Origin of the sequence: Mesorhizobium sp. IMUNJ 23232 (assembly GCF_044326205.1) — a bacterium.
Lineage (GTDB): Bacteria > Pseudomonadota > Alphaproteobacteria > Rhizobiales > Rhizobiaceae > Kumtagia.
In genome coordinates, this window is the sequence record NZ_JBIRCY010000033.1 from 59,707 (window position 1) to 84,801 (window position 25,095).

A 25,095-nucleotide genomic window follows, 5' to 3' on the forward strand; every position below is an offset into this window, starting at 1 on the left:
TTCTCGGAAATACAGTGCTATTTCAGTATCTGCTTATGATCGCCCGAGGCGAATGTCATCTGGATGTCATTGTAAGGACAATATCATTGGAACCGATAACTAGCTCCCGGGTGCACCGATGACGAACAGCAGACCAATACATGTCTGCTCTTCTAACGCGCAGGTGGATCCCACCCGCGATGCGGTCCGGATCGGCATAACCCGATCGTGGCGGAATTTCGGGCGGCCGGGCTGTAGCCGTCAGGGATAGCGGGGAGCACCGCGAGCGCGACTGATCCAGGACCTGCGGGCAGCCGACAACGAAACGTCCCCGGAGCATCGGGGCGGAGGTGCGAAAAGCAGGTCCCTCCGCGCCCTCGCGTGACCATTTAGGCCACGGAAAAATCCGAGTTGGTGAGCGCCAGGCCGGTGTCGGCGATGGCGAACAGGATGCCAGCGGCGCCGCCGCCGGTTCCGTCCGAGTCGTAATAGACTTCCCCCGTGTCGGTCTCATAGATGATGCGGTCGCTGCCGTCTTCGGCCAGCCCCGTCGCGTTCGCCCGGAACGCGGCGGCCGAAAGCGTGCCTGTGTCGAGCGCGGTGAAGATCGCGTCCGAGAGGAGGAAACGGTCGTCCACCACGACGAAGTCGACGATGGTGTCGACGTTTGCCGCGCCGATCGTCGAGGCGAAGACAAAACTGTCCTTGCCGTCGAAGCCGCGCAGCGTGTCGCTGTCGCCCTTGCCCTCCAGCCGGTTGTCGCCGTCATTGCCGAGAATTTCCTGGGCGATCTCGTTGCCGGTAAGGTCGATGGCCGACGTGCCGGTGGAACCGTTGGTGGTGAACAATTCGACGAAGACGCCTTTGCCGAGCGTGTAGTCGACGGCGGCCATCACCCGGTCCTCTGTCCCTTGCGTCGAACTTTCGATGATGGTGTCGCCGGCATTGAACACGCGGTAGGTGTCGTCGCCGCCAAAACCTCGCAGCGTGTCGGCAGCGCCGACGCCGCCGTCGTGCAGCGTGTTTTCACCAGCGTTTCCGGCGATCTCCTGGGCGAAGGTGTTGCCGGTGAGGTCGATGGCCGTCACCGCCCCCGAACTGTTGGTGGTAATGAGCTCGATCGAGGCGCCTCCATTGAGCGCGTAGCTGACGGTGGCGATGACCCGGTCGTCGCCTTTGCCGGCAACCTCGTCGATGACGTCGCCGGCCTGGCCTACGCGAAAGACGTCGTCACCAACGCCGCCCGACATGGTATCGTTGCCGCCCTTGCCGTCGATCGTGTCGTCCTCGCCCGTGCCGATGATGATCTCGCCGGCATTGGTGCCGTTGACCTTGATCACGTCGATGCCGTTCGCCCAATTGGAAAAGACGAGTTTGGACAGGTCGAAAAAACCGGCGCCGGTTCGGTCGACGGTCAGCGTGTCCACTGAACCGCCGCCGGTGACCTTGTCGAAATCGATGATCGCTTCTGAACCGAAACGAGCGCTGCTAACGCCGGACTGATAGGTCAGTTGCTCGACGCCGTTGAAGACGGTCTCGAAGAAGTCGATCGAGCCCGTGTTGACGAGTTGCACGGTGTCGGTGCCGGCGACGCCGATCACAGCTTCTTCTTCGCCTTTCACCAGGTCGCCGCCCGACCGGTAGACGAATTTGTCGGCGCCGTCGTTGCCGAACAACAGGTCGGAGCCGCCGCCGCCCTCCAGCGTGTCGCCTGCGGAGCCGCCACTAATCGTGTCGTCCTGATCCGATCCGACGAGGTTGTTGGCGACGAAGATTTCTCCCTCGATGGAGATCGACTGATCGTCGCGGCCCCAGGTCAAGAAACTGACTTCACTCAAATCCGTGGTGGATCCCTCGACAATAACGACGTTCTGGTCGGATTTCGTGCCGATAACCTGGTTGATCGCATCGGCGCCTAACTGGTTGTCGTTGAAGGTGGCGGTGATGATCTGCGCGAACTGGACCTGCTCGACGTCGACGATCGTGGTCCCGGTGAAGTCGTAGTCGGCGACCTGTGTCATCAGCAGGCCATCCGTGCCGTCGCCGCCATCGAAGATCGAGCCCGCGACCGCTCCGCCGGGGAGCCGCAGGACATCGTTGCCGCCATAGGCGAACAGCTTGTCGATGCCCCCGCCATTGTTGAGCGCGCCGATCTGATCCTTGCCATCGGTTCCGTGGATCTCGTCGTTGCCAACCGTGCCGAAGATCTGAACCTGGTCGAATCCGGTCCAGTTCGTCAGCGTCCAGTCGAGGGCGGAAAAGGTGCCGGCAGCGGACATGTCGACCCGCAGGAAATTGTTGCCGGCGCCGCCGGTCACCTCCATGCTGTCGGAGATTTTACCCGCGCCGAACTGGGCGCTGTCGAAGGTCGCGGAGATGGATACGGCATCGCCGTAGACGATCTCGTCGATGTCGACGAGGTTGTCGGCTGAGAAGTCGGTTGTAACGTCTACGTTGAGAACAGGCATGTTTCCTCCTTGAAATGAAAGATCATTTCAGTGCGAAGATGTATGCCCCGTTTTGGAAAGTCGGACGCGCGAACCGCCCGAGAATGCCGGGTTCCGACTGAACGGCCCGACCTGGCTTTCAGGCCATGTTTGACGGCCCAAGCTTGTTCCAGATGTCCGCAGGATACGCTGATACTTCCCGGAAATCCAGTCTCGGCCAGATAGCCGCAGAGCGACGGGTTTCGGAATAGCTGGACAGGTCAAGGCGAAGTGTCGACCCCGACCTGAATCGCCTCCGGCGGGAAGCTTGTCGCCGGGATCGTCGGGAGGGAAGCACCGAGAAAAACGGCGGCCAAAAAAGCCGCCGTTGCCGTGCCTGTCGTGAAGGACCTTGCCGAAAAACCTCAGGCGGCCCGGATGTTGTGCTTGCGCTTCATGAAGTCCTTGGCAGTCTCGACGGCGACCGCGGCGTCGCGGCAATAGGCGTCGGCGCCGACCGCCTTGCCGAATTCCTCGTTGAGCGGCGCGCCGCCCACCAGCACGACATAGTCGTCCCGGATGCCCTTTTCCTTCAGCGTGTCGATGACCACCTTCATGTAGGGCATGGTCGTGGTGAGCAGGGCGGACATGCCGAGAATGTCGGGCTGATGCTCCTCGATCGCCGCCAGGTATTTCTCCACCGCGTTGTTGATGCCGAGGTCGATGACGTCGAAGCCGGCGCCTTCCATCATCATGCCGACGAGGTTCTTGCCGATGTCGTGGATGTCGCCCTTGACCGTGCCGATGACCAGCTTGCCCTGCTTGGGCGCGCCGGTGGCGGCAAGCAGCGGGCGCAGGATCGCCATGCCGGCCTTCATGGCATTGGCCGACAACAGCACCTCGGGAACGAACAGGATGCCGTCGCGAAAATCCTCGCCGACGATGCGCATGCCCTCCACCAGCGCCTCGGTCAGCACCTTGTAGGGCGCCCAGCCGCGCTCCAGCAGGATGTTGGTGCCTTCCTCGATCTCTTCCTTCAACCCGTCATACAGATCGTCATGCATCTGCTGCACGAGTTCGTCGTCGGAAAGCTCGGACAGGATGATCTCGTCGTCGGACATCTTTTTCCTCGGGCTCCATGATCGCGCGGCATACGATGGCGGCTCAGCAGCGACGCCGGATTTCTAGCCCGCAAAGGCGTCAAATCCTTAGCTGATTTGCGACGCGCTGCAAAACGAAAGCGACTGGAGTTCGCACTTGGAATACAGGTCTATAAAATCCCAAGACCTCCAGTTCCTTCGTCCGATCGCAGGCAAGGTGCGCGGGCGGCTCAGCGCTCGGCAATCTTCTCGCGCAAACGGTCTTCCTGCGCGGCCAGTTCCGGAGTGAGCGCTTCGCCGAAATCGGCCGCCTCGAACACCTGCCGGATCTCGAGTTCGCTCGGACCGGGCATGGGGTTCGGGCAACGCTTCGCCCACGCAACCGCCTCGGCCATGTCCTTGACCTGCCAGAGCCAGAAACCGGCAACGAGTTCCGACGTATGGCCGAATGGGCCTTCGATGACGGTCCGGTTCGGCCCGTCGAAGGCGATCCGCTTGCCTTTGGACGAAGGGTGCAGGCCCTCGCCGGCCAGCATGATGCCGGCGTTGACCAGTTCCTCATTGTACTTGCCCATTGCTTCGAGCAGTTCCGTCGACGGCATCGTGCCCGCTTCGCTGTCGGCCGTCGCCTTTACAATCACCATAACGCGCATCGTTCTCTCCTGTGTTGAGCCGAGGCTCCGTCAGCCTCACCGATGATAAGACGAACGGAGGTGGCGGAATCCGACGGCTACGCATTTTTTCCTGCGGAGCCTGCATGGCGGAGGCGTCGCAGCCAGAGCCGCGGGTCATTTCCCGGTCAAGGGTCAGTTCTGCGTTACGTTTCGATAACCATGGAAAGACATTCCCCGAGGTATGGCATGGCGTGCGCTTGTCAACCACAGGCTGTGGCCAGAAGTTTCGCGCGGGCAGGGCATTCGGCTGCTATCCTGCGGCAAGGCTTTGCGGCGAGCGAGAGGGACGGTCCATGAATTTCGGCAGATTTTTTGACGCGACAAGGTTCGTCTTTGCTTGGCGCCGTGCGCTGCCATTGCTTGCCGCGCTGATCTTTTGGATGCCGCAGGCACAGATTGCCCGCGCCGACCAGGGCATGGAGATGCGCGTCCGCGATCTCGCGATCAGGCTGGACGCGTATGTGACAAAGGGGATGAAGGATTTCGACAACCCCGGCGCTGCCGTCGGGATCGTTACCAGCGACAAGCTGTATTTCCTGAAGGGCTACGGGGTGCGCAAGAAGGGCGGCGAACCGGTCGACACCAAGACCGTGTTCCAGATCGGCTCGACGACAAAGGCCTTCCTCGCCACCACCATGGCCATCGCAGCCGACCGAGGGAAACTCGACTGGAACGCGCGTATCGTCGATCTCGATGACGCTTTCGAGATGAAGGATCCCTGGGTGACGCGCGAATTCCGCGTCTCCGACCTGCTCGCCCAGCACTCCAGCATGCCGCCCTCGGCCAACGATCTGATGGGCATCCTGGGCGTCGAGCAGGCGGGCATGGTGCGCGCCATGCGTTTCGTCGAGCCGGTGTCGAGTTTCAGGTCGGCCTTCGCCTATACGAATGTGACGCACATGCTGGCGCAGCGCATCGTCGCCCGCCAGTTTTCCGCAACCGATTGGGATTCGGTCGTGCGGAAAGAGATTTTCGAGCCGCTCGGCATGCAGAATTCTTCCTTCACCGCGGAAGCGATCCAGGCGGCGCCCAATCATACGGAAGGCTACCGCTGGACGCCGCAGGGTTCCGTCGAGGTGCCGTTCACGCCGCTCTTCCCCTACGGGTTCGGGGCGGCCGGCGCGATCAACTCGACCATCGAGGATCTCGGCCCATGGGTGCGCCTGCATCTTGCAAACGGCAAATTCGAGGGCAGGGAGATCGTCTCGGCGAAAAACCTTGCCGTTACCAAGACGCCGCGCACCGGCATGAACGAAACGCTGACCTATGCGATGGGCTGGGTGATCCAGAGCACGCCCAACGGGCGGATCGTCTGGCACAATGGCGGCACCACTGCCTATGGGGCCTTCATCGGCATGGCGCCCGACAAGGACGTCGGCGTGATCGTGCTGACCAACGAGACCAATGTCGGCCTGCCCGACGCTCTCGGTGAGTGGATACTTGACCGGCTGCTGGGCAATCCCGAGATCGACCATGTGGCGGAACGGCTGAAGACGGCGCGCGCCGGCTATCAGCAGGAAGAAAAGGTCGGCAGCCCGCCGGCGGTGCGCCAGCCAGCGACGGTGCTGGCGCCGCTCGCCGGCGACTACGTCAACGACAGTTTCGGCCATGCGAAGGTCAGCGAGGACGGGGCAGGGCTGTCGGTCGGGATCCTGGCCACCGGCGCGAAACTGAAACTCGCGGACCAGGGCGGGCAGGCCTTTGCCATCACACTCGTGCCGGAAGGCCGATTCCAGGGCATCGCCGAAAACCTCGGCCCGACGCCGATCGGGATTGCTCAGTTCGAAGTCGACCAGAGCGGCGGGATCGGTGGGTTCACCTTTATTTCAGGGGACAACGGGCAAAAATATCCGTTCATGCGGAAGTAGGCGCGAGATCGGGAAACGTATTGACAACGTGGATACGGAGCACCAGATTGGCACTATGACAATGGCTCGCTCTCCTTCTTCCGCCAAGTCGGCAGCAGCTGTGCCGGTTGCCGAGCCACGTTCGCCAGCGGAGGCCAAGGGCAGCATCAACCTGCGCATCGAGACGCAGACCCGGCAACTCATCGACGATGCGGCGGCAGTGCTTGGCAAGACGCGCACCGAATTCATGATCGACAGCGCCCGCAACGTTGCGATCGATGTGCTCCTCGATCAGCGCCTCTTCGCGCTCGACCCGGGGCGGCATGAGGCTTTCATGCAGGCGCTCGACAATCCTCCCGCACCGGGGCCGAAGTTGCGTGCGCTGCTCAGCCGCGTGCCAGCTTGGGAGCGGTGACGCCAGAAGGTGACAAGACGAAGCTATCGGCGCCTGTTCCGCTGACCTCGGAACATGATTTGTCCGGCTTCGATTGTGGTCAGCCGGTGCTGGACGATTGGCTGAAGAGCCGCGCATTGAAAAACGAGAGCAGGTTTTCGCGCACCTATGTCGTCTGCGAAGGAAAACGGGTCGTTGCTTATTTCTGCATTTCCGCCGGCGCGGTCGAGCGGGCGGCTGCTCCCGGAAAGATACGACGCAATGCTCCCGACACGATCCCCGTGTCGGTGATCGGGCGCCTGGCTGTAAGCCGAGGTCATGCTGGACGCGGGCTGGGAGCCGACATCCTGTCGGATGCGCTCCGCCGCATCGCGGCAGCGTCGCAGGCCATAGGCATTGGCGCCGTGCTTATTCAGGCAAAGGACGAGCGGGCGAAGCGCTTCTATATGGCCTGTGCGGAATTCATCGAATATCCGGCGGACCGCCGCACGCTTTTTCTGCCCATCGAAACGGTGGTCGCGGGATTTGGCTGAGCAGAGATAGCTGCGGCACGGGGCAATCGCATCGGCAGCAAGTCGCCATCGATGCCCGTGTCTATTTTGCGACAGCGCTTGGCGCTACCGGGCCGTTTCGGGCACGGGGCTTGGCTACGATTTGGGCAAGAGGCCGCGCCGGAAGCGGCCGGAACGGATTCAGGGAAGAGCGATCATGAGCGAGCACGCGCCAGTCGATCAGGAAGCGTCGAACGCGAGGCGGGGCAGGGGTGCTTCCGGTGGCGCGGCTGCGCGCCGCGCGGCGCGCAGCGGTGGAGGTCCCGGCACGCAGCTTACCTACATCAAGCGGAAAATCCCGCTCTACGAGGTGCTCGGCGAGGAAGGCATTTCACTGATCGAGGCCAATGCCGACACGGTGCTGGAAGAGATCGGCATCATCTTTCGGGATGATCCGGAAGCGCTGGCGATGTGGAAGGAGGCCGGCGCCGACGTCAGGGGCGAGCGGGTGCATTTCCCGAAGGGCCTGCCGCGCTCGCTGCTGAAGACTGCGCCGTCGCTCTATACGCAGCATGCGCGCAACCCGGCGCGCTCGGTCGAGATCGGCGGCAAGGGCACGGTGTTCGCGCCGGTCTATGGCCCGCCCTTCGTGCGCGATCTCGACGGCAACCGCCGCTACGCCACCATCGAGGATTTCCGCAATTTCGTGAAACTCGCCTATATGGCGCCGTCGATCCACCATTCGGGCGGCACGGTGTGCGAACCGGTCGACGTGCCGGTGAACAAGCGCCACCTCGACATGGTGTATTCGCACATAAAATATTCCGACAAGCCGTTCATGGGCTCGGTTACCGCGCCGGAGCGAGCCGAGGACACGGTGGCGATGGCCAAGATCGTGTTCGGCGACGATTTCGTCGAGAACAACACGGTGCTGACGTCGCTCATCAACGCCAACTCGCCGATGGTGTTCGACGAGACGATGCTGGGAGCGCTGAAAGTCTATGCGCGCCACAATCAGGCCTGCATCGTCACGCCGTTCATTCTGGCCGGTGCGATGAGCCCGGTGACGGTCGCTGGCACGCTGACGCAGGTGCTTGCGGAAGTACTGGCGGGCGCCGCGCTGACGCAGTTGGTGCGCCCCGGCGCGCCGGTGCTGTTCGGCACTTTTGCCTCCTCGATCTCCATGCAGTCGGGCGCACCGACTTTTGGCACACCGGAGCCGTCGCTCGTCTCCTATGGCGCGGCGCAACTGGCACGGCGGCTCGGCCTACCGTTCCGTACCGGCGGGTCGCTCTGCGCCTCCAAGATCCCCGACGCACAGGCGGCCTATGAGAGCGCCAACACGCTGAACTCGACCATTTTGGCCGGCACCAACTTCGTGCTGCATGCGGCGGGATGGCTCGAGGGCGGGCTCGCCTCCTGCTACGAAAAGTTCATGATGGACATCGACCAACTCGGAATGCAGCAGAAGTTCGCCGAGGGTGTCGACCTCTCGGAAAACGGCCAGGCGATGGACGCTATCCGCCAGGTCGGGCCGGGCAGCCACTATCTCGGCTGCGACCACACCCAGGCGAATTTCCAGACGGCCTTCTACCGCTCGACGATCGCCGACAACAATTCCTACGAGCAGTGGCTGGCGGAAGGCGAGAAGAGCGCCTCGCAGCGCGCCAACGAACTGGCGCGACGCTGGCTGGAAAGCTACGAGGCGCCGCATCTCGACCCGGCCATCGACGAGGCGCTGGTCGACTTCGTGACGCAGAAGAAGAACTCGATGCCCGACGCCTTCACGTGAAGGGAGCCCGATACAGGCCGGGCTAAAGTGGCCGACATCATTCACAAGGAAGTCTGGCGCAGCGCCTTCAAGAGCTGAGCCGGGCAGCCCGAAAATGTGCTGAAGAGCAGACGGCTTGCGCCGACCGGCCACTTCGCCAACATCTGCGATTCAGATCACGACGAAATCGGCGTTGGTCAGCGAAAGCCCGGCCACAAGCCTGGCGAAGGCGATGCCGGGTGCGCCTGCTCCATTGCCGTGGGCGTCGTAATAGAGTTCTCCGTCGTCCGTATCGTAGATGATACGGTCACTGGAGTCGGCGGCCAGGCCCGTCGCATTCGCCCGAAAGGCAGCCGCGGCGAGCGTGCCGGTCGCCGTGAGCGCAGCGAAGACCGCATTGTCGAGCTGAATGGTATCGGCGGCGACGCTGAAGTCGGTGATGGTGTCGATGTTGGTGGCGCCGTTTGGCGCGGTGTTGAAGATGAAGAGGTCAGCGCCGCTGCCGCCGGTCAGGAAGTCGATGCCGGCATAACCCTTGATGGCGTCGTTGCCGGCGCCGCCGTTGATGGCGTTGTTTGCGCTGCTGCCATTGAGAATGTCATTGTAGTTCGAGCCGGACAGGTTCTCGATCGAATTGAAGGTGTCGCCCTTGGCGTCGCCGGCGTTGATTGACGGGTTTGAAAGGCTGACAACGACGGCCTTGGTCGCCGAGGCGTAGGAAGCGCGGTCCGAGCCGCTGCCGCCCGACAGATAGTCGGCGTCGGCGCCTCCCATCAGCGTGTCGTCGCCGTCCTCGCCGAACAGTTTTGTGTTGCCGGCGCCAGAATAGAGGCGGTCCTTGCCGGCGCCGGCGATCACGTTGCCCTGCACGGTACCTTGGCGTCCGTCATAGAGATCGTCGCCGCCGCCGAGAAACACATTGCCGATCATTTTCCCGGTATTGGTTATGAGGTCCCTGCCGTCCGCCGCGCTCTCCGCGTTGAAGGATGCGCTTCCCCTGATGATCCCACTGTTGCGAACGACGAAAGTTTCGCTCGATTCGGAGGATCGAAATATTCCGGACCCGCCGACGTCTATCGTTCCGGTGTTGACGATGCTGGTGCTGTCGAGGCTCTGGCTTTCCAGACTGACCCCAGCACCGGCGGCAGTAATCAGCCCGTCGTTGCGGACGAAAGAATTCGACGACACGATGGCCACGGCGCTGGCTTCGAGCGAATGGACCTCGCCGCCGGATTTGACGGAGACTGTGTTGTTTTCGCCGTCCAGTTCTCCAAGCAGGATAGCGACTTGGCCGATAGAGATGACGGTGCCGTAGACAATCGCTTCATGATCGCTTCCTTGCCCCCAGATCGTGAAACTGGCCTTCGAGGCGATGGTGACGTCGCTGGCGACGAAGACATCGTCGGTCGTTCCGAGCGGGGCGACCGTCGCGTCCTGGCTGGTGGAAAGCGGAATCTGCCATGCCATGAGCGTCCTCCCTTGCCCCTTGGTTTGGGCCATGTGATTTCGCGGCGGAAAGAATAGGCGGTGCGCCGGAACAACGGAAGATTGCGCCGAGAAGCCCAAAAAGGCGAGCCGTGCGGCACCCCCGGTCCCAAATTCTTGCCCGGCGGAACGGGCGTTTGTCAGATCACCACGAAATCCGCGTTGGTCAGCGCCAGCCCGATGCCGATCTTTGCGAACAGGATGCCACCGCCGGCTCCGCTGCCATCGGCGTCGTAGTAGAGTTCGCCAGTATCGGTCTCGTAAATGATGCGATCACTGGCGTCTCCAGCGAGCCCAGTCGTGTTGGCCCGGAAGGCGGCCGCAGGAAGTGTGCCCGTCGTGGTCAGCGCCGTGAAGACGGCGTCGTCGAGTTGGATCGTGTCGGCAGAGATGGAATAGTCGGTGATGGTATCGACATTAGTCGAGCCATTGAGCGCCGTGTTGAAGATGAAGGTGTCGGCGCCAGTGTAGCCGGTCAGCGTGTCGTTGCCGGCGTAACCCTTGATAGCGTCGTTGCCGTCGCCGCCATTGATGGCGTTTGTCGCCGAATTGCCGTTGAGCGCGTCGCTGAAATGCGACCCGGTAAGGTTTTCGATCGAATTGAAGGTGTCGCCCTCGGCGTCGCCCGAATTTATCGCCGGGTTCGCCAGGCTGACGATCACGGCCTTTGTGGCGGACGTGTAGGAGGCGCGGTCGCTGCCGTTGCCGCCGCTGAGATAGTCGGCGCCTGCGTCGCCCCTCAGCGTGTCGTTGCCGTCCTCGCCAGACAGCCGGTCGTTGCCGGCGCCGCCAAAAAGCCGGTCGATCCCGCTGGCACCCAGCAGAATGTCGTTGCCGTCCTCGCCATAACCGTAGTTGCTTCCCTCGCCGACACGAAGCTCGTCGTTGCCGCTGCCGCCGTAAATCTTGTCGGCATCGACGCCGCCGTCGACCCGGTCGTTGCCGGCGCCGCCGCGCAGCGTGCCGCCGCCATCCCTGCCGAAGATGAAATCGTCACCGCCGGCGCCATCGATCAAGTCGAGCCCGGTTCCGCCATCGAAGAAGTTGGCGTTGTCGTCGCCGATGAGTGTATCGGCAAACGCAGAACCGACGACGTTTTCGATCGACGAGAAGCGATCGCCCGCCGCATGGCCTCCGCTCGCGGCGCCGGTCGCCAGATTGACCGTCACGCCAAGGTCGGACGTGGAGTAGTCGGCGGTGTCGGCGCCCTCTCCGCCGAACAGCCTGTCGGCTCCTTTGCCGCCCTGCAGCCTGTCGTCCAGAAAACTGCCGCGCAGCGTGTCGTTGCCGACATTGCCGATGAGCACAAGGCTTGCGCTCGAACCCTGCATGACCCGGCCCATGAGCGTGTCGGGCGTCAGCATCGCGAACGATTCCAGGGTGACACCGCCCCGCGTCGCCCAGAGACCGTCCAGCGAGAACGCGATGCTGGCCCTTAGCGTCGTGCCGCCGCCGCCGACGTCGTCGGTGCGCCAACACTCCACGGCGCTGACGGTGCCGCGCAGGTCCTCGACACCGGTCAGCTCGATTCCTTTGCCCGTGGCAATGAAGAGCTGCCTCTCCGAATTGTCGACCGCACCGTTCACATAGCGATTGAAGTAAAATCGCCCCAGGGTGCCCCCATATTCGCTTGCGACATTGTCGACGGAATAGGGCGCGGTGCTGGCAAAGATGCTGTTGGTGTCGACGCCGCCGGGGTCGGCCACGGTAATTGTCACGGTGGTCATCGCATACCTCCAAAATAACCTCGGTTGAGACCCCCCTAGTGCAGTCGATTACCTCGTTCGCCATGGCGGGCAGCGCCCAGCATCTCAATCACGGAAGACGAGGTCGGCATCTGCCGTGCATACAAGAGCGTCGCCGTGTCGGGCATGCGGTCTGCGGAATACGGTCAGTTGGCTCGGCGCCACAGCCTTGTCACATTCATACCACCTCGAAATCCGCATTGGTCAGCGCCAGCCCCATGCCGATCTTTGCAAACAGGATGCCGCCGCCCGAACCGCTGCCATTGGCATCGTAATAGAGTTCGCCGGTGTCACGCTCGTAGATGATGTGGTCGTTGGAGTCCTGCGCTAGGCCGGTGGTGTTGTTCCGGAAATAGCCGGAGAGCAGGACGCCCGTGCTCAACGCCGCGAAGATCGCGTCTGACAGAAGGAACCGGTCGTCGGTGACGTTGAAATCAACGACGGTGTCGACATTCGAGGCGCCGAGTTTTGTGTTGAAGACGAAGGTGTCGGCGCCGCCCAGCCCGCTCAACGTATCGTTACCCTCCCGACCCTCGAGCCGGTTGTTGCCGGCGTTGCCGGTGATCTGCTGGGCGAAAGCATTGCCGGCGAGGTCGATGTTCGACGTGCCGGTCGAGCCGTTGGTGGTCATGATCTCGATGCCGACGCCGGCGTTGAGCCGGTAGTCGACCGCGGAAGCGACCCGGTCGGCGTTGCCCTGGCCGGCGCCTTCGATGATGACGTCGCCGGCATTGTAGATCCGGTAGGTGTCGTTGCCGCCAAGTCCCTGCATGGTGTCGGCGGCGCCTTTGCCGCCGTCGTTGAGGACGTTGGCCCCGGCATTGCCGATGATCGTCTGCTCAAGCGTGTTGCCAGTCAGGTCGATGGATGAAGTGCCTGTCGAGCCGTTGGTGGTCAGCAATTCGATGCAGGCCTTTGCGCCCAGCACATAGTCCACCGCCGCCATGACGCGATCGGCTGCGCCTTGCGTCGAGGCTTCGACGATGACGTCGCCCGAATTATAGACTCTGTAGATGTCGTTGCCGCCGAGGCCCATCATGGTGTCGGCCGCGCCCTTGCCGCCGTCGCTGATGACATTGGCTGCCGCGTTGCCGGTCAGCTCGTCTGCGAACTTGCTGCCGGCGACGTTTTCGATGACCGTGGTGAAGGTAAGCCCGACATTGCTTTCCCATTCATAGGCCGGCGCGCTTGGGTTGTTCATCGCATTGGTGATGAAGCTCGCGAACTGGGCTCCAAACTGCTCTATGAGGTCGGCGGTCTGGTCGGCGACGCTGTAGTAGGCGACGTCGGAATAGGCTCCCGGCCGAAGGTCTACCTTCGAGCCGCGGCTCAGCGCCGAAAGATCGATCGTGTCGATGCCGCCGGCGTCATAGATCGCCTGTCTTCCGTTCATGCTGGTGTCGGTGAAGGCATAGGTGGTGTTGCCCGTCGCGGTCGTCTTGTCGGCGCCGTAGTGGGCCTGGATGGCGGCGATATCGAGCACCATGGGCGTGAAGTCGGCGGTGCTGTCGTAGCTGACGAAGATACTGCCGCCGCCGCCTGACCATGTGTAGAAATAGTCCTGATGGGTGTAGCTCATCACCGTATAGGTGGTGCTGTCGTAGCCGGCCGGCAGGGTAGGCGCCTCGAACGGATGCTTGAGGCCAAGGGCGTGGCCCGCTTCATGGAGCAGCAATTCGAAGTTTGACGTGCCGCACGCGAACGATGTGCCCTTGAGCGTTTCGTCGATCCAGATGTCGCCATGCACCGGAACTTCCGGCCCGACCGGCGGCCCATAGCCATATCCGGTAAAATTGCCGCCTTGCAGGCCGGAGACGTCGGTGAACGCTATCCTGACGTTGCCGGGGTTGGCATCCGAGACCTCGGTGATCGACGGCGCGATGTAGGAATCCCAGAGGGCCATCGCTGTGCCGAAGTCGGTCGCCTGTGTGGCGTCGAGCGTGCCGTACTGCGGATTGACCGGCTCGCCCTTGCCGTAGCCCGCCTGCCAGACTGCTCCTGCTCCCGGGATTGAATAGGTGATGTCGCCGGCCCACTTCGCGTTGCTTGGGTCGACAAGACCCGCTCGCGCCTCGGCCGTCGTCACGTTGGTTGTGGTCATGAATTTCCTCGCGCAGAAGTCCTGGCCCGCCGACAACTATGCCGGGTGCAGGCGATTGTCCATGACGAATACAATCAGGAATATTTGCCAGATGCATCTCCGGTTGAATAAATCAACCGGCAGCTTGTCAAAGCCATGCAAAACAAGCGGTTTTGCAACTAAAGCATGTGGCTTCCGGGATCTCGCCCAGATATCCCTATCCAAGGGTCTTTACGGAAGACGATTCAGATCACGACGAAATCCGCATTGGTAATTCCCAAGCCGATGCCGACCTTGGCGAACAGGATGCCGCCGCCCGAAGCGTTGCCGTTGGCGTCGTAGTAGAGTTCGCCGGTGTCGGTCTCGTAGATGATGCGGTCGCTGGAGTCTCCGGCGAGGCCCGTGGTGTTGGCGCGGAAGGCGGCGGAGGCGAGAACGCCCGCCGTCAGCGCCGCGAAGACGGCGTCGTCGAGCTGGATTGTGTCGGCGGAAAAATTGAAGTCGGTGATGGTGTCGACATTGGTCGAGGCATTCAGCGCAGTATTGAAGACGAAATTGTCGGCGCCCGAATAGCCGGTCAAGGTATCGTTGCCGGCATACCCCTTGATGGTATCGTTGCCAGCGGCGCCATTGATGGCATTTTTCGCGCTGTTGCCGTTCAAGGCATCGTTGAAGTTCGAGCCCGAGAGATTTTCGATCGAGTTGTAGCTGTCGCCCTTGGCGTCGCCTGAATTGATGGCCGGATTGGCGAGGCTGACGATAACGGCTTTGGTTGCCGACGAATAGGCCGCCCGGTCGCTGCCGGTGCCGCCGGACAAATAGTCGGCGCCGGCGCCGCCCATCAGTGTATCGTCACCGTTCTGGCCGAACAGCCGGTTGTTGCCGGCGCCGGAATAGAGCTTGTCGATTCCGTCGCCGCCGAAGACATCGCCCTGGATGGTGCCGAGGCGGCCATCGTAGAGATCGTCGGCACCGCCGAGTTCGACATCGCCGATCATCTTGCCGCTGTTGGTGACGAGATCGATGGCCAACGTGCCGTCCTTGGACCAATAGGATGCGCTGTCGCCGGAAATGGTCCCGGTATTGGTCACGACCAGTGTGTCGATGGCGTTGATGTCGTGATAGACACCCCAGAGAGCGGCGTCGATCGTGCCGGTGTTGACCAGAGTGGACTCACCCACGACGTTGTCGGTCCGGTAAAAGACTGCGTAGTAGCCATGAGACGAGATCAGTCCGTGATTGATGATGTCGTTGTCGGTTCCGTGAATTTCGATGGCCTGGTTGTAGTAGGCGCGGACCTGGCCGGTCTCCTCGACGGTGATGGTGGAGTTGGCAACGAGGCTGGTGCCATTGCCGATGATCATTGGGCTGCCGGCAACGGTTCCAGCAATGATTACCTCATGGTTGATGCCATAGGCGGATATTGCAGGCTGGATGGTGTTGTTCACGGCAACCGTGGCGATGAAAACCTGCTCGGCTACGAATACGCCGTCGCCATCGTCGCTGAGCGTGACGATCGTTGTTTCGGACGTGGTGGACTGCGGGAATTTCCATGCCATGACCATTCTCCTGTTGGCTTGCCCGCGCGGGTCGGCGGAGCATTCGTTCCGGCACAAATCTTAGCACGGCGAGCGGACAAAGAAGCGGCGCGTGCCGCAGGCGGAAGCTTCGACGCCGCCAGGCGTCGTTGCCGCGGCCGAGCCCGACGGCATAAAGTAGCCCGATGGAGCGTTCGGAGAACAGGGAAGGGATGTCCGGCCGGTGGCCCGACATGGGCGGCGGCGGGCTTGACGCCATCGCGCTCGCCCTGTCCGCGCACGGGCTGATCCCGCGCGGCGGATTCAATTTCGAGGCGAGCGAGACCGCCCCATCCGGATTGTCAGGCTCGCCCGCAAAATCCGTGCTGCTGGTCGGTCAGGCGGGCGCGGCGCCGTGGCCGCATTTTCTTGGATGGCTGGAGAGGCAGCCGGACGGTCTTGCTAACCCGCTGGACACGTGGGCGCGGCAGACGATCGGCGTGGTTGCGGACCGAGTCGGCGCACGCGCCGTGTCGCCGTCCGACCGGCCCTATCTGCCGTTCCAGCAATGGGCGATGCGGGCCGAGCGGCTGAAGCCGTCGCCGCTCGGCATCCTCATGCACCCCGAATACGGGCTGTGGCACGCCTATCGCGGGGCGTTGCTGTTCGATACCCCGCTCGACTTTCCGGAGGCTGAGAAACCGATTCACCTTTGCGACGCATGTGACGGAAAACCTTGCATGAACGCCTGTCCCGTGGGCGCGCATTCGCAGGCCGGGTTCTACTATACAGGCTGCCTGGTACATGTCCGCACAGCAACCGGACAAGACTGCATGGAGCGCGGCTGCCTCGACCGCAACGCCTGCCCGTATGGCGTGGCCTATCGTTATCCGGCAAATATCCAGGCTTTCCACATGCGGGCTTTCGCCAGTCGTTGATATTTGTAGCCGGATGCGCAACCATTGCGGGCACGGGGGTGGTCAATGCCGGCCGCGCAAGGCCGGAGCATCGCGCGAGGTCAATCGCGCATGGAGGCATTTTGCATGACCGACGTCACCGCTTCCCCTAAATCCGTTCCCGTCGAACCCAGCCTGCACCGAGTGATGGGACCGTGGCTGCTCTTGCTGTTCATCGTCGGCGACATTCTGGGCACCGGCATCTATGCGCTCACAGGCCAGGTGGCAAAGCAGGTGGGCGGCGTGGTCTGGCTGCCTTTCCTGGTGGCCTTCGTCGTGGCGCTGATCACCGCCTTCAGCTACCTGGAACTGGTGACGAAATATCCTCGCGCGGCGGGTGCTGCGCTCTATACGCACAAGGCGTTCGGCATCCATTTCATCACTTTCATCGTCGCCTTCGCTGTGATGTGCTCCGGCATCACCTCGGCCTCGACGGCGTCGCGCGCCTTCGCCGTCAATTTCTCCAGCGCCTTCGGCCTCGGGCTGGAAGGCGGTGCTGGCATCATCGTGCTCGGGCTGATCTTCATGGCGATCGTGGCCGTAGTGAATTTCCGCGGCGTCGGCGAGAGCGTGAAGGCCAATGTCGTGCTGACCTGCGTCGAACTGACGGGACTGCTCATTGTCATCGTCATCGGCATGTGGGCGATCGGCCTCGGCCAGGGCGACGTATCGCGCATCACCGAGTTCCATACGCCCGAAGGCGTGAGCCCGGTCTGGCCGGTGATCGCGGCCACCACGCTGGCGTTCTTCGCCATGGTCGGCTTCGAGGACTCGGTCAACATGGCTGAGGAGACCAAGGACCCGGTGAAGATCTTTCCGAAAATTCTGCTTGCGGGCCTGCTGATCACCGGCCTGATCTACGTGCTGGTGTCGATCTCGGCGGTCACGCTGGTCGAGCCCGCGGCCCTCGGCGAGGGCGAAGCGCCGCTGCTGAAAGTCGTGCAGGCCGGCGCGCCGAATTTCCCGATCGGCATCTTCGCCTTCATCACCATGTTCGCGGTCGCCAACAGTGCGCTGATCAACATGCTGATGGCGAGCCGGCTGGTCTATGGCATGAGCCGCGAGCACGTGCTGCCGCCGGTGCTGGGCACGGTCCATCCGACAAGGCACACGCCTTACATCGCCATTGCCTTCACCACGCTGCTGGCCTTCGGCCTGATCACCTTCGTCGGCAGTGTGCCGCAACTCGGCGGCACCACGGCGTTGCTGCTTCTGTGCGTGTTCACAGTGGTCAATGTCGCGGTGCTGGTGCTGCGCAAGGACCGGGTGGAGCACCAGCATTTCAGGGCGCCAACCATCCTGCCGGTCGTCGGCGCTATCGCTTGCGGTTTCCTGACCGGCCCGTGGACTGGTCGCAATCCGGAGCAATACACGATTGCCGGCGTGCTGCTGGCGATCGGCGTCGTGCTGTGGGTGATCACGGTGGTGATCAACAGGCGGATGGGTGTGTCGCCGACGCCGCCCGACGTGGAGGACCTCGGCTCCGGCGCCCCAGTTAACTAAGCGCCGACATTCGGCGGCTGGCTGGTTTGCCGGCCGGTCGTGATCGTTCGATCAATAGCCCCCGATGATCGGCAGCACCTCGCCGGTAATGTAGCTGGAACAGTGCGGCGAGGCGAGGAAAACGTAAGCCGGGGCGATTTCCTCCGGCTGTGCCGGCCGTTTCATCGGCGTCTTTTCGCCGAATTTCGACACATCCTCGGCTTCCTTCTCCGACGGGTTGAGCGGTGTCCACACCGGTCCGGGCGCCACCGCATTGACGCGAATGCCCTTGCCGATCAGGTTGCCGGACAGCGCCCGCGTAAAGGCGTGGATGCCGCCCTTGGTCATCGAATAGTCGATCAATTCCTTGCTGCCGTCGATGCCGGTCACCGAGCCGGTGTTGACGATCGCCGAGCCCGGCTTCATGTGCGGCACCGCCTCTTGCGCCATGTGGAAATAGCCGTAAAGGTTGGTCTTCAGCGTCGTGTCGAAGTGCTCTTCCGTCAGGTCCTCGAATTCTGCCGAATGGATCTGGAAGGCGGCATTGTTGACCAGCACGTCGATCCGGCCGAATTTTTTTACCGTTTCGGCGACTGCCTTTCGGCAGTAGTCGCGCTCAGTGACGTCGCCGGGCAGCAGGATGCATTTGCGGCCTTCCCTTTCGACGGCCTTTTGCGTCTCCTGTGCGTCCTTGTCTTCCGACAGATAGGAAATGGCGACGTCCGCTCCCTCGCGCGCGAACAGCACGGCCACGGCCCGACCGATGCCGGAATCGCCGCCGGTGATCAGCGCTACCTTGCCCTCCACCTTCCTGGAGCCGATGTAGAATGGCGCCTCGTACATGGGCGCCGGCTCTATCCTCCATTCCTCGCCGGGTTTCGGATGATGCTGTTTCGGAAAGGGCGGCTCCGGATATTTTCGCGCACCGGCCTGCATCGCTTGGCCGTTGCTTCCGCCATTCTTCTTGGCTGCGTCCTTGCTGTCGACGCCTTTCTGGATGCGGCTCTGTTTCTTGGCTTCGTTGGCGGCTTGCGCCCGGTGATCTGTCTGCATGGCGGCGGTTCCTCGTTGATGACGCCCAACGTCCGACACGCCGAAAGGTTGAGCAAACCTTGCGACGTTTCATCGGCAATTGATGGTGAGGCCCTTGAGATGGTCGCGCCGGGCACTACTCTCCCGGCGCAACAGCAGCATCGGGACCGACATGAGCAGACGCGAGATCGAGATCAAAACAGAAGACGGCGTGGCGAAGGCGCACCTCTACGAGGGCGGCAAGGCAGGCGTCATCGTCTACATGGACGCTTTCGGCGTGCGGCCGGCCATGGACGAGATCGGCGAAGGGCTGGCCGATGAGGGCTACACCGTGCTGGTGCCTGACCTGTTCTACCGCAAGGCGCCGTATGGACCGTTCGACGCAAAGACCGCATTCGATAACGACGAGACGCGCGCACAACTGATGGGCCTAATCTCCGGCACGACGCAGGAGATGACGCAGCGCGACACCGCCGCTTTCCTGACCGCACTCGACGCGGCCGGCGCGACCGGGCCGATTGGTACCGTCGGTTACTGCATGGGCGGCGGGCGCGCGCTGAACGCCGCGGCGACCTATCCGGACCGTATCGCGGCAGTAGCAAGTTTCCACGGCGGCAATCTGGCCTCCGACGCGCCCGACAGCCCGCACCGCCAGGTGGGCAACATCAAGGGCCGCGTCTATGTCGGCGTCGCCGGCGTCGACCGCAGCTTTCCGCCGGAACAGTCGGCAAGACTGGCGCAGGCGCTGCGCGAGGCGGAGATCGACCACATCATCGAGAATTATGTCGGCATGGGCCATGGCTGGGCCGTCTCCGATCACGGCGCATATGACGAGGCCGGGGCGGAGCGCCATTGGGAGCGGCTGACCACCTTCTTTGCGGAAGCCCTGTCGGATAAGGTCTGATCTTTCCGGCAAGGCTGACATGTCCGACGATCCTTTCGACCTTTCCCGCTTCGTCGACGCGCAGGTGCCGGTGTTTGACCGCGTGCGCGAGGAACTGAAGCGTGGCCGGAAGACCAGTCACTGGATGTGGTTCGTGTTTCCGCAGATGGCGGGATTGGGCATGAGCCCGATGTCGCAGAAATATGCGATCGGTTCGGCTGATGAGGCGAGGGCTTATCTGGCGCATCCCGTCCTCGGCCAGCGGCTGCGCGAATGCGTGGAGATATTGCTGGAGCAGGAGGGACGCTCTGCGCATGCGATCTTCGGCAGCCCGGACGACATGAAACTGCGCTCCTGCCTGACGCTGTTCTCCGAGACCAGCGGCGAGGAGGTTTTTCTGCGCGCGCTCGACAAATATTTCGACGGCGAGCCGGATCGTGAGACGCTGCGGATTTTGGGAGAGGGATGAGCGGTGACTTGGGTGTGTCCTTCGAGGCTCGCCTGTGACGTTCGCGAAAATCTTCCATGCCGGTGGGGGCGAGCACCTCAGGATGAGGACCGCGAGGTGCCAAGCGCTAACAGGTAAAGTCGGCTCAAAGTTTTCGTAGCCGCGATAAGCTGAATAATTTCAGCGCCGACTTTTCCGGTTGGCGATTTGGCTCCTACCGTCCTCATCCTGAGGTGCTCGCCCCCACCGGCATCGAAGAGATTGGCGCGAACCGCGACGGGCGAGCCTCGAAGGACGCACCAAAACTGCCGGCGGATGACGCCGGCAGCGCAGGAGCAAGCCTCAATCCGCCTTGGCGACGTGCCAGGTACCGTCACCCTTGCCGTCGCCGGTCACGTCGCCGGCCGCCTTGTCGTTGATGAAGGTGTAGAGCGGATGGCCTTCATAGGCCCACATCTTCGTGCCGTCGGTGCGCTCGACCACGGTCCACTCGCCCATTGCCATCGCGCCGGCTTCGGCCTTCAGCGGCGGCCAGTTGGTGGCGCATTTGTCGTAGCAGTTCGACTTGCCGGCTTCGTCCTTGTCGAAGGTGTAAAGTGTCATGCCGTTCTGGTCGGTCCAGATCTTTCCGGCCGAGCTGTCCATGACCTTTGCCGGGTCGGCAGCGTAGGCGGCGCTGGTGGCGACGAACAACGCTGCCAGTCCAATTCCGAGAATCTTCATGATGATCACTCCCTGTTTCGGCCGGGGCGTGCGTCGCCCGGGACCTGAGACAAGAACGAGCCTGCAATTCGGCTTCTTCCCGTTTCCGAATCAAAAGCTGACTCTCGCGCGCAGGAAACGGGGTCATTCAATGGCGAAAAAAATCTTCCAACACCCCAAGGAATGGCCGATAGGCTTCGTCCCACAGGCAAATGATGGCGCTTGCGGTGGACGAGATCGAAGCTTCCGATGCCGAGCTGATCGGCCGGGCGCGCGAAGGCGACGGACAGGCTTTCGGCCAATTGGTCGAAAGGCATTACGATTTTGTCCATCGCGTCGCGTATCGCTGGTGCGGCCGAAAGGCCGACGCCGAGGACGTCGCCCAGGAAGTCTGCGTGCGGCTGGGATCGGCGATCAAGACCTATCGCGGTGCCGGCGCCTTCACCACCTGGCTCTACACGCTGACGCTCAACGCCGCCCGCGACATCGGGCGCAAGACGGCGCGGGAAACCGCCAAGACCGAAGCTTACGGCGTGCAGGCGCTGATCGGCGGCGGCGCGCTCCAGCAGCCGGAGCCCGAAGAGCAGACCGAGTCGCTGTGGGCCGCCGTGCGGCAACTGCCGGACAAGCAGCGCGACGCGGTGCTGCTGGTCTATGGCGAAGGCTTGAGCCATGCGGCGGCGTCGGACGTGATGGCGATCTCCGAGACGACGGTTTCGTGGCACATCCATGAAGCGAAGAAACGGCTGAAGGTGCTGATGCGTTCAGCCGGGGAAGTTTGACCATGGTCGACGACAACGAACTGTTCGCGCTGTGCGACATCGATCCGCCAAAACCCTCGGGCGAGGCGAGGGCGCGCGCCATGCAGGCCGCTATGGCCGCGTTCGAGGCCGAAAAAAATTCGCAAGCCACCCAAGGAACGGCAAAACCGCTGCGTCTCACCGACAGAGCAATCAAGCTTTGGAGTGGGATGATGTTTAAGAAACTCTATGCGACGCCGGCGCTCGCGACCCTCGTGGCGCTGCCGATCGCCGGGTACACGACCTTCTATCTCCTCAACAGGCCGGAATTGCCGTTCGTGTTCGGCACCGGCCAGGAGGCGACCGACGCGCCGCGCGAGCGCAAGCAGGAAGTGGCGGCCGGCGAGAAGAAGGGCGATCAGGACGAGGCGATTGCCGCGTTGCTGGAAAAGCGTAAGCAGTATGAAGCTGATCTGAATTCGCGGGCAGCTATAGGCGGTCCGGCAAAGCCGGAGGCACCAGCCGCACCCGCCACTGAGGCGCTTGCTTCGGCGGAACCCCGACCGGGAGGCGAGGCGAATGTATCGGTCGACGGCTTTGCCCCTGCGCCGATGGCTTCCGGTCGTGTGAGCCGCGATGCGTCAGGCGGCGTCGTCAAGATGACGATCACGCCATCCCCGAGCGTCGCGCCTTCCGACATGCCGGTGATACAGGAAGAAAACCGCGACCGCGTGCGGGATTTCGAGACCAATCCCATACGCTCGGCGCTGGAGAATCCAGTTTCAACCTTCTCGATCGACGTCGACACCGCCTCCTATTCCTTCGTGCGGCGCTCGTTGAAGGAAGGCTTTCTGCCGAGGGCCGACACGGTGCGGGTCGAGGAGATGGTCAATTATTTCCCCTATGACTGGAAGGGGCCGGACGCGGCATCGACGCCGTTCAACTCGACCGTCACCGTGATGCCGACGCCGTGGAACCAGAACACCCGGCTGATGCATGTGGCAATCAAGGGTTACGACGTGAAGCCGGCGGAAAAACCGAAGGCCAATCTCGCCTTCCTGCTCGACGTGTCCGGCTCGATGAACGAGCCAGACAAGCTGCCGCTGCTGCAGGCCGCCTTCCGGCTGCTGGTCAATACGCTCGGTCCTGACGACACGGTCTCGATCGTCACCTATGCCGGCGACGCCGGCACTGTGCTGGAGCCGACAAAAGTTTCGGAGCGCGACAAGATTCTGCGCGCCATCGACACGCTGACGCCCGGCGGCTCGACGGCGGGCGAGGCGGGCATCCGCGAGGCCTACCGGCTGGCGGAAAAGTCCTTCGTCAAGGACGGCGTCAACCGTGTCATGCTGGCGACCGACGGCGACTTCAATGTCGGCCAGAGCGACGACGATGACCTGAAGCGCATCATCGAGGAGAAGCGCAAGAGCGGCGTGTTCCTGTCGGTGTTCGGTTTTGGGCGCGGCAATCTGAACGACCAGATGATGCAGACGATTGCCCAGAACGGCAATGGCACGGCTGCCTATATCGACACGCTGCAGGAAGCGGAAAAGGTGTTGGTGCAGGATGCGTCGTCGACGATCTTCCCGATCGCCAAGGACGTAAAAATCCAGGTCGAGTTCAACCCGCAGAAGGTCGCCGAATACAGGCTGATCGGCTACGAGACCCGCGCGCTGAAGCGCGAGGATTTCAACAACGACCGCGTCGATGCCGGCGAGATCGGCTCCGGCCATTCGGTGACGGCAATCTACGAGATCACGCCGAAGGGCAGCCCGGCGACGGTGATCGACGATCTGCGCTACGGCCAGGCCTCGACCGACAATGGCGGCGTGGCGAACGCCGACGAATATGCCTTCGTGAAAATCCGCTACAAGGCGCCGGACGGCGACGTGTCGAAGCTGATCACCACACCGGTGACGGCGTCGAACGAAGTGGTGTCCTTCGACGCCGCCTCGACCGACCAACGGTTTTCGGTTGCCGTCGCGGCCTTCGGCCAGAAACTGCGCAATGCCGACCAGACAGCCGGCTTCGGCTACGACAAGATTGCCGAGATCGCCACTGCCGCGCGCGGCGCCGACCCGTTCGGCTACCGGTCGGAGTTCTTGTCGCTGATGCGGCTGGCGGCGGCACTGGACGCGGGCAAGCGTTAGGGCAAATCGGATCAGGGGCGGGCTTGCGTTGTCCGTGCACCCGCTTTCCTGACCTGGAAGTCGCGTATCGAGTTCCGTATATCCAAGAAAGCGGCCGAAACACCTCAGCTAGATGGCCTAAAGGAGTTCCGGCACGCTAGTCCATGAATGGACGGGCGATCACGGTCAAGACTTTAACAAGTAGATCGATGCTGGGGATGGCTAGCATAACGTAGCCGATTGCTGCCAGCATTAGACACCCAATCAGCCAGCCGCGACGGGTGTGGTATGCTTCTCGAAAGAACGTCTCATAAAGGATCGAGCGCAACAGGCCCTCATACTTGTTCTTCGCTTCGTTCCAATGCCCGCTGTGTTCAGATGTTTCTCTCAGACCGAAGCCAGGCTTACTGCCGGTTGCAGCTTGCATAAATTCTTCCCACTCTTTGTCGTAGTATTTCCCCTCAAGGGTGTATGCGTCGCGTCCGCTGTGTCGGATTTGATCATGGAGGTTGATATAGGTTCCCACCGAGAAGTGTTTTACACCTCGGTCTACGTAGTCGATCTGGTTATCTGCTAATCGCATCACCCATGGACGACGCCAACGGTACAGCAAGCTCGCGCATCCCACTAGTAGCAATCCGAGATAGATCAGCTTAAGTCTCGCAGAAGACGACAGACCAAACGCGGAGGTGCTCTCCGATGCGAGCTGGTTGAAGCTGATGTGTTGAGCGATGGCATCGTTGAATAGGATTAGGTAACCTACAATTGGGATTGTCATTGCACACCGAGCTACCCAACCGTCAAACAGCAGAACGCAATTTGGCCACCCAAAATTATAGGAAAAGATCTGCCATCTTGTTCGGAGTCGATCGCATATATTCAATCGCATAGCCACCCTCCCGTCACAGCCTCTCCTTCTGCCAACGGTATGACATTCAACGCGAACTTTCGGTCATCTGTCCAGCCCAGGGAAGGCGTGGGCTGCGCCTGACTTGCGACCGGAAACGCGTGCCCCTTGTCAAAAGATATATCTTTGCATAGATATGTCTCATGAGAGATATAACTGACAAAGGAGAATCCACTATGTTCAATCATTTTCGCAGGTCGCACGATCATTGCGGCGGCTGGTCCATGGCGGCCGGCGAGGGCGGCGGGCGCTTCGGCGGCCGGCGCGGCGGCGGCAAGGGTGACGGTACCTGGCACGTCGCCAAGGC

At 62.2% G+C, this 25,095-nt stretch carries 20 protein-coding genes; 10 read left to right on the forward strand and 10 right to left on the reverse strand.

Annotated features, from left to right (window positions below; all coding sequences use genetic code 11):
- Window positions 1-368: 368 nt before the first annotated feature.
- From ACH196_RS22625 to ACH196_RS22635, 3 genes are all read right to left on the reverse strand, one after another.
- The gene (locus ACH196_RS22625) at window positions 369-2,447 is read right to left on the reverse strand and encodes a hypothetical protein (RefSeq protein WP_396649193.1); all 2,079 of its coding nucleotides are present in this window, start codon (window positions 2,445-2,447) and stop codon (window positions 369-371) included.
- A gap of 383 nt (window positions 2,448-2,830) precedes the next feature.
- Window positions 2,831-3,526: a corrinoid protein gene (locus tag ACH196_RS22630; protein ID WP_396649194.1), complete on the reverse strand. Its 696-nt coding sequence runs from the start codon at window positions 3,524-3,526 to the stop codon at window positions 2,831-2,833.
- 209 nt (window positions 3,527-3,735) lie between these two features.
- Complete coding sequence (locus ACH196_RS22635; protein ID WP_396649195.1) at window positions 3,736-4,158, reverse strand: YciI family protein; 423 nt, start codon at window positions 4,156-4,158, stop codon at window positions 3,736-3,738.
- Window positions 4,159-4,472: 314 nt separating this feature from the next.
- Here ACH196_RS22635 and ACH196_RS22640 point away from each other — a divergent pair, with 314 nt between their 5' ends.
- The 4 genes from ACH196_RS22640 (at window position 4,473) to ACH196_RS22655 (ending at window position 8,703) form a co-directional block, all read left to right on the forward strand.
- Window positions 4,473-6,047, forward strand: a complete 1,575-nt coding sequence (locus ACH196_RS22640; protein ID WP_396649196.1) for a serine hydrolase domain-containing protein — start codon at window positions 4,473-4,475, stop codon at window positions 6,045-6,047.
- Between the two features lie 55 nt (window positions 6,048-6,102).
- Window positions 6,103-6,441, forward strand: a complete 339-nt coding sequence (locus ACH196_RS22645) for a DUF1778 domain-containing protein (protein WP_396649214.1) — start codon at window positions 6,103-6,105, stop codon at window positions 6,439-6,441.
- 59 nt (window positions 6,442-6,500) lie between these two features.
- Window positions 6,501-6,953 carry a GNAT family N-acetyltransferase gene (locus ACH196_RS22650; RefSeq protein WP_396649197.1) on the forward strand — a complete coding sequence of 151 codons (453 nt, stop codon included), beginning with the start codon at window positions 6,501-6,503 and terminating at the stop codon, window positions 6,951-6,953.
- A 175-nt stretch (window positions 6,954-7,128) separates the two neighbouring features.
- The gene (locus ACH196_RS22655) at window positions 7,129-8,703 is read left to right on the forward strand and encodes a trimethylamine methyltransferase family protein (RefSeq protein ID WP_396649198.1); all 1,575 of its coding nucleotides are present in this window, start codon (window positions 7,129-7,131) and stop codon (window positions 8,701-8,703) included.
- Window positions 8,704-8,853: 150 nt separating this feature from the next.
- Here ACH196_RS22655 and ACH196_RS22660 read toward each other — a convergent pair whose 3' ends face one another.
- From ACH196_RS22660 to ACH196_RS22675, 4 genes are all read right to left on the reverse strand, one after another.
- Window positions 8,854-10,149: a calcium-binding protein gene (locus tag ACH196_RS22660; RefSeq protein WP_396649199.1), complete on the reverse strand. Its 1,296-nt coding sequence runs from the start codon at window positions 10,147-10,149 to the stop codon at window positions 8,854-8,856.
- A gap of 158 nt (window positions 10,150-10,307) precedes the next feature.
- On the reverse strand, window positions 10,308-11,894 hold the full coding sequence (locus ACH196_RS22665; protein WP_396649200.1) for a hypothetical protein: 1,587 nt from the start codon (window positions 11,892-11,894) through the stop codon (window positions 10,308-10,310).
- 196 nt (window positions 11,895-12,090) lie between these two features.
- The gene (locus tag ACH196_RS22670) at window positions 12,091-14,013 is read right to left on the reverse strand and encodes a M10 family metallopeptidase (RefSeq protein ID WP_396649201.1); all 1,923 of its coding nucleotides are present in this window, start codon (window positions 14,011-14,013) and stop codon (window positions 12,091-12,093) included.
- Between the two features lie 224 nt (window positions 14,014-14,237).
- On the reverse strand, window positions 14,238-15,551 hold the full coding sequence (locus tag ACH196_RS22675) for a calcium-binding protein (protein WP_396649202.1): 1,314 nt from the start codon (window positions 15,549-15,551) through the stop codon (window positions 14,238-14,240).
- 191 nt (window positions 15,552-15,742) lie between these two features.
- Here ACH196_RS22675 and ACH196_RS22680 point away from each other — a divergent pair, with 191 nt between their 5' ends.
- Window positions 15,743-16,447: a hypothetical protein gene (locus ACH196_RS22680; RefSeq protein WP_396649203.1), complete on the forward strand. Its 705-nt coding sequence runs from the start codon at window positions 15,743-15,745 to the stop codon at window positions 16,445-16,447.
- Between the two features lie 105 nt (window positions 16,448-16,552).
- The gene (locus ACH196_RS22685; protein WP_396649204.1) at window positions 16,553-17,968 is read left to right on the forward strand and encodes an APC family permease; all 1,416 of its coding nucleotides are present in this window, start codon (window positions 16,553-16,555) and stop codon (window positions 17,966-17,968) included.
- Between the two features lie 51 nt (window positions 17,969-18,019).
- On the opposite strand, the gene ACH196_RS22690 is transcribed toward ACH196_RS22685, so the two are convergent.
- Window positions 18,020-19,000, reverse strand: coding sequence for an SDR family oxidoreductase (locus ACH196_RS22690; protein ID WP_396649205.1), 981 nt, complete (start codon window positions 18,998-19,000; stop codon window positions 18,020-18,022).
- Between the two features lie 151 nt (window positions 19,001-19,151).
- Here ACH196_RS22690 and ACH196_RS22695 point away from each other — a divergent pair, with 151 nt between their 5' ends.
- Both ACH196_RS22695 and ACH196_RS22700 read left to right on the forward strand, forming a co-directional pair.
- Window positions 19,152-19,883, forward strand: coding sequence for a dienelactone hydrolase family protein (locus tag ACH196_RS22695; protein WP_396649206.1), 732 nt, complete (start codon window positions 19,152-19,154; stop codon window positions 19,881-19,883).
- 19 nt (window positions 19,884-19,902) lie between these two features.
- Window positions 19,903-20,331 (forward strand): DUF1810 domain-containing protein, encoded by a 429-nt coding sequence (locus ACH196_RS22700; RefSeq protein WP_396649207.1) that lies wholly within the window; start codon window positions 19,903-19,905, stop codon window positions 20,329-20,331.
- A gap of 321 nt (window positions 20,332-20,652) precedes the next feature.
- Here the strand turns inward: ACH196_RS22700 and ACH196_RS22705 are convergent, their stop codons facing one another.
- Window positions 20,653-21,033 carry a hypothetical protein gene (locus ACH196_RS22705; RefSeq protein ID WP_396649208.1) on the reverse strand — a complete coding sequence of 127 codons (381 nt, stop codon included), beginning with the start codon at window positions 21,031-21,033 and terminating at the stop codon, window positions 20,653-20,655.
- A gap of 194 nt (window positions 21,034-21,227) precedes the next feature.
- On the opposite strand from ACH196_RS22705, the gene ACH196_RS22710 reads away from it, so the two are divergent.
- Entirely contained in the window at window positions 21,228-21,794 is a 567-nt protein-coding gene (locus ACH196_RS22710; protein ID WP_396649209.1) for an RNA polymerase sigma factor, read from the forward strand.
- A gap of 2 nt (window positions 21,795-21,796) precedes the next feature.
- Window positions 21,797-23,902: a von Willebrand factor type A domain-containing protein gene (locus ACH196_RS22715; RefSeq protein ID WP_396649210.1), complete on the forward strand. Its 2,106-nt coding sequence runs from the start codon at window positions 21,797-21,799 to the stop codon at window positions 23,900-23,902.
- Window positions 23,903-24,038: 136 nt separating this feature from the next.
- Here ACH196_RS22715 and ACH196_RS22720 read toward each other — a convergent pair whose 3' ends face one another.
- Complete coding sequence (locus ACH196_RS22720) at window positions 24,039-24,659, reverse strand: hypothetical protein (protein ID WP_396649211.1); 621 nt, start codon at window positions 24,657-24,659, stop codon at window positions 24,039-24,041.
- Between the last annotated feature and the right edge of the window lie 436 nt (window positions 24,660-25,095).

Excerpts from the sequence above, each read along its gene's own strand:
- ACH196_RS22670 (WP_396649201.1), bottom strand. The coding sequence starts at position 14,013 with ATGACCACAACCAACGTGACGACGGCCGAGGCGCGAGCGGGTCTTGTC.
- ACH196_RS22715 (WP_396649210.1), top strand. The coding sequence starts at position 21,797 with ATGGTCGACGACAACGAACTGTTCGCGCTGTGCGACATCGATCCGCCA.
- ACH196_RS22695 (WP_396649206.1), top strand. The coding sequence starts at position 19,152 with ATGAGCAGACGCGAGATCGAGATCAAAACAGAAGACGGCGTGGCGAAG.
- ACH196_RS22635 (WP_396649195.1), bottom strand. The coding sequence starts at position 4,158 with ATGCGCGTTATGGTGATTGTAAAGGCGACGGCCGACAGCGAAGCGGGC.
- ACH196_RS22680 (WP_396649203.1), top strand. The coding sequence starts at position 15,743 with ATGTCCGGCCGGTGGCCCGACATGGGCGGCGGCGGGCTTGACGCCATC.
- ACH196_RS22700 (WP_396649207.1), top strand. The coding sequence starts at position 19,903 with ATGTCCGACGATCCTTTCGACCTTTCCCGCTTCGTCGACGCGCAGGTG.
- ACH196_RS22640 (WP_396649196.1), top strand. The coding sequence starts at position 4,473 with ATGAATTTCGGCAGATTTTTTGACGCGACAAGGTTCGTCTTTGCTTGG.
- ACH196_RS22705 (WP_396649208.1), bottom strand. The coding sequence starts at position 21,033 with ATGAAGATTCTCGGAATTGGACTGGCAGCGTTGTTCGTCGCCACCAGC.
- ACH196_RS22665 (WP_396649200.1), bottom strand. The coding sequence starts at position 11,894 with ATGACCACCGTGACAATTACCGTGGCCGACCCCGGCGGCGTCGACACC.
- ACH196_RS22690 (WP_396649205.1), bottom strand. The coding sequence starts at position 19,000 with ATGCAGACAGATCACCGGGCGCAAGCCGCCAACGAAGCCAAGAAACAG.
- ACH196_RS22710 (WP_396649209.1), top strand. The coding sequence starts at position 21,228 with ATGGCGCTTGCGGTGGACGAGATCGAAGCTTCCGATGCCGAGCTGATC.
- ACH196_RS22630 (WP_396649194.1), bottom strand. The coding sequence starts at position 3,526 with ATGTCCGACGACGAGATCATCCTGTCCGAGCTTTCCGACGACGAACTC.
- ACH196_RS22675 (WP_396649202.1), bottom strand. The coding sequence starts at position 15,551 with ATGGCATGGAAATTCCCGCAGTCCACCACGTCCGAAACAACGATCGTC.
- ACH196_RS22655 (WP_396649198.1), top strand. The coding sequence starts at position 7,129 with ATGAGCGAGCACGCGCCAGTCGATCAGGAAGCGTCGAACGCGAGGCGG.
- ACH196_RS22660 (WP_396649199.1), bottom strand. The coding sequence starts at position 10,149 with ATGGCATGGCAGATTCCGCTTTCCACCAGCCAGGACGCGACGGTCGCC.
- ACH196_RS22625 (WP_396649193.1), bottom strand. The coding sequence starts at position 2,447 with ATGCCTGTTCTCAACGTAGACGTTACAACCGACTTCTCAGCCGACAAC.
- ACH196_RS22645 (WP_396649214.1), top strand. The coding sequence starts at position 6,103 with ATGACAATGGCTCGCTCTCCTTCTTCCGCCAAGTCGGCAGCAGCTGTG.
- ACH196_RS22720 (WP_396649211.1), bottom strand. The coding sequence starts at position 24,659 with ATGACAATCCCAATTGTAGGTTACCTAATCCTATTCAACGATGCCATC.
- ACH196_RS22685 (WP_396649204.1), top strand. The coding sequence starts at position 16,553 with ATGACCGACGTCACCGCTTCCCCTAAATCCGTTCCCGTCGAACCCAGC.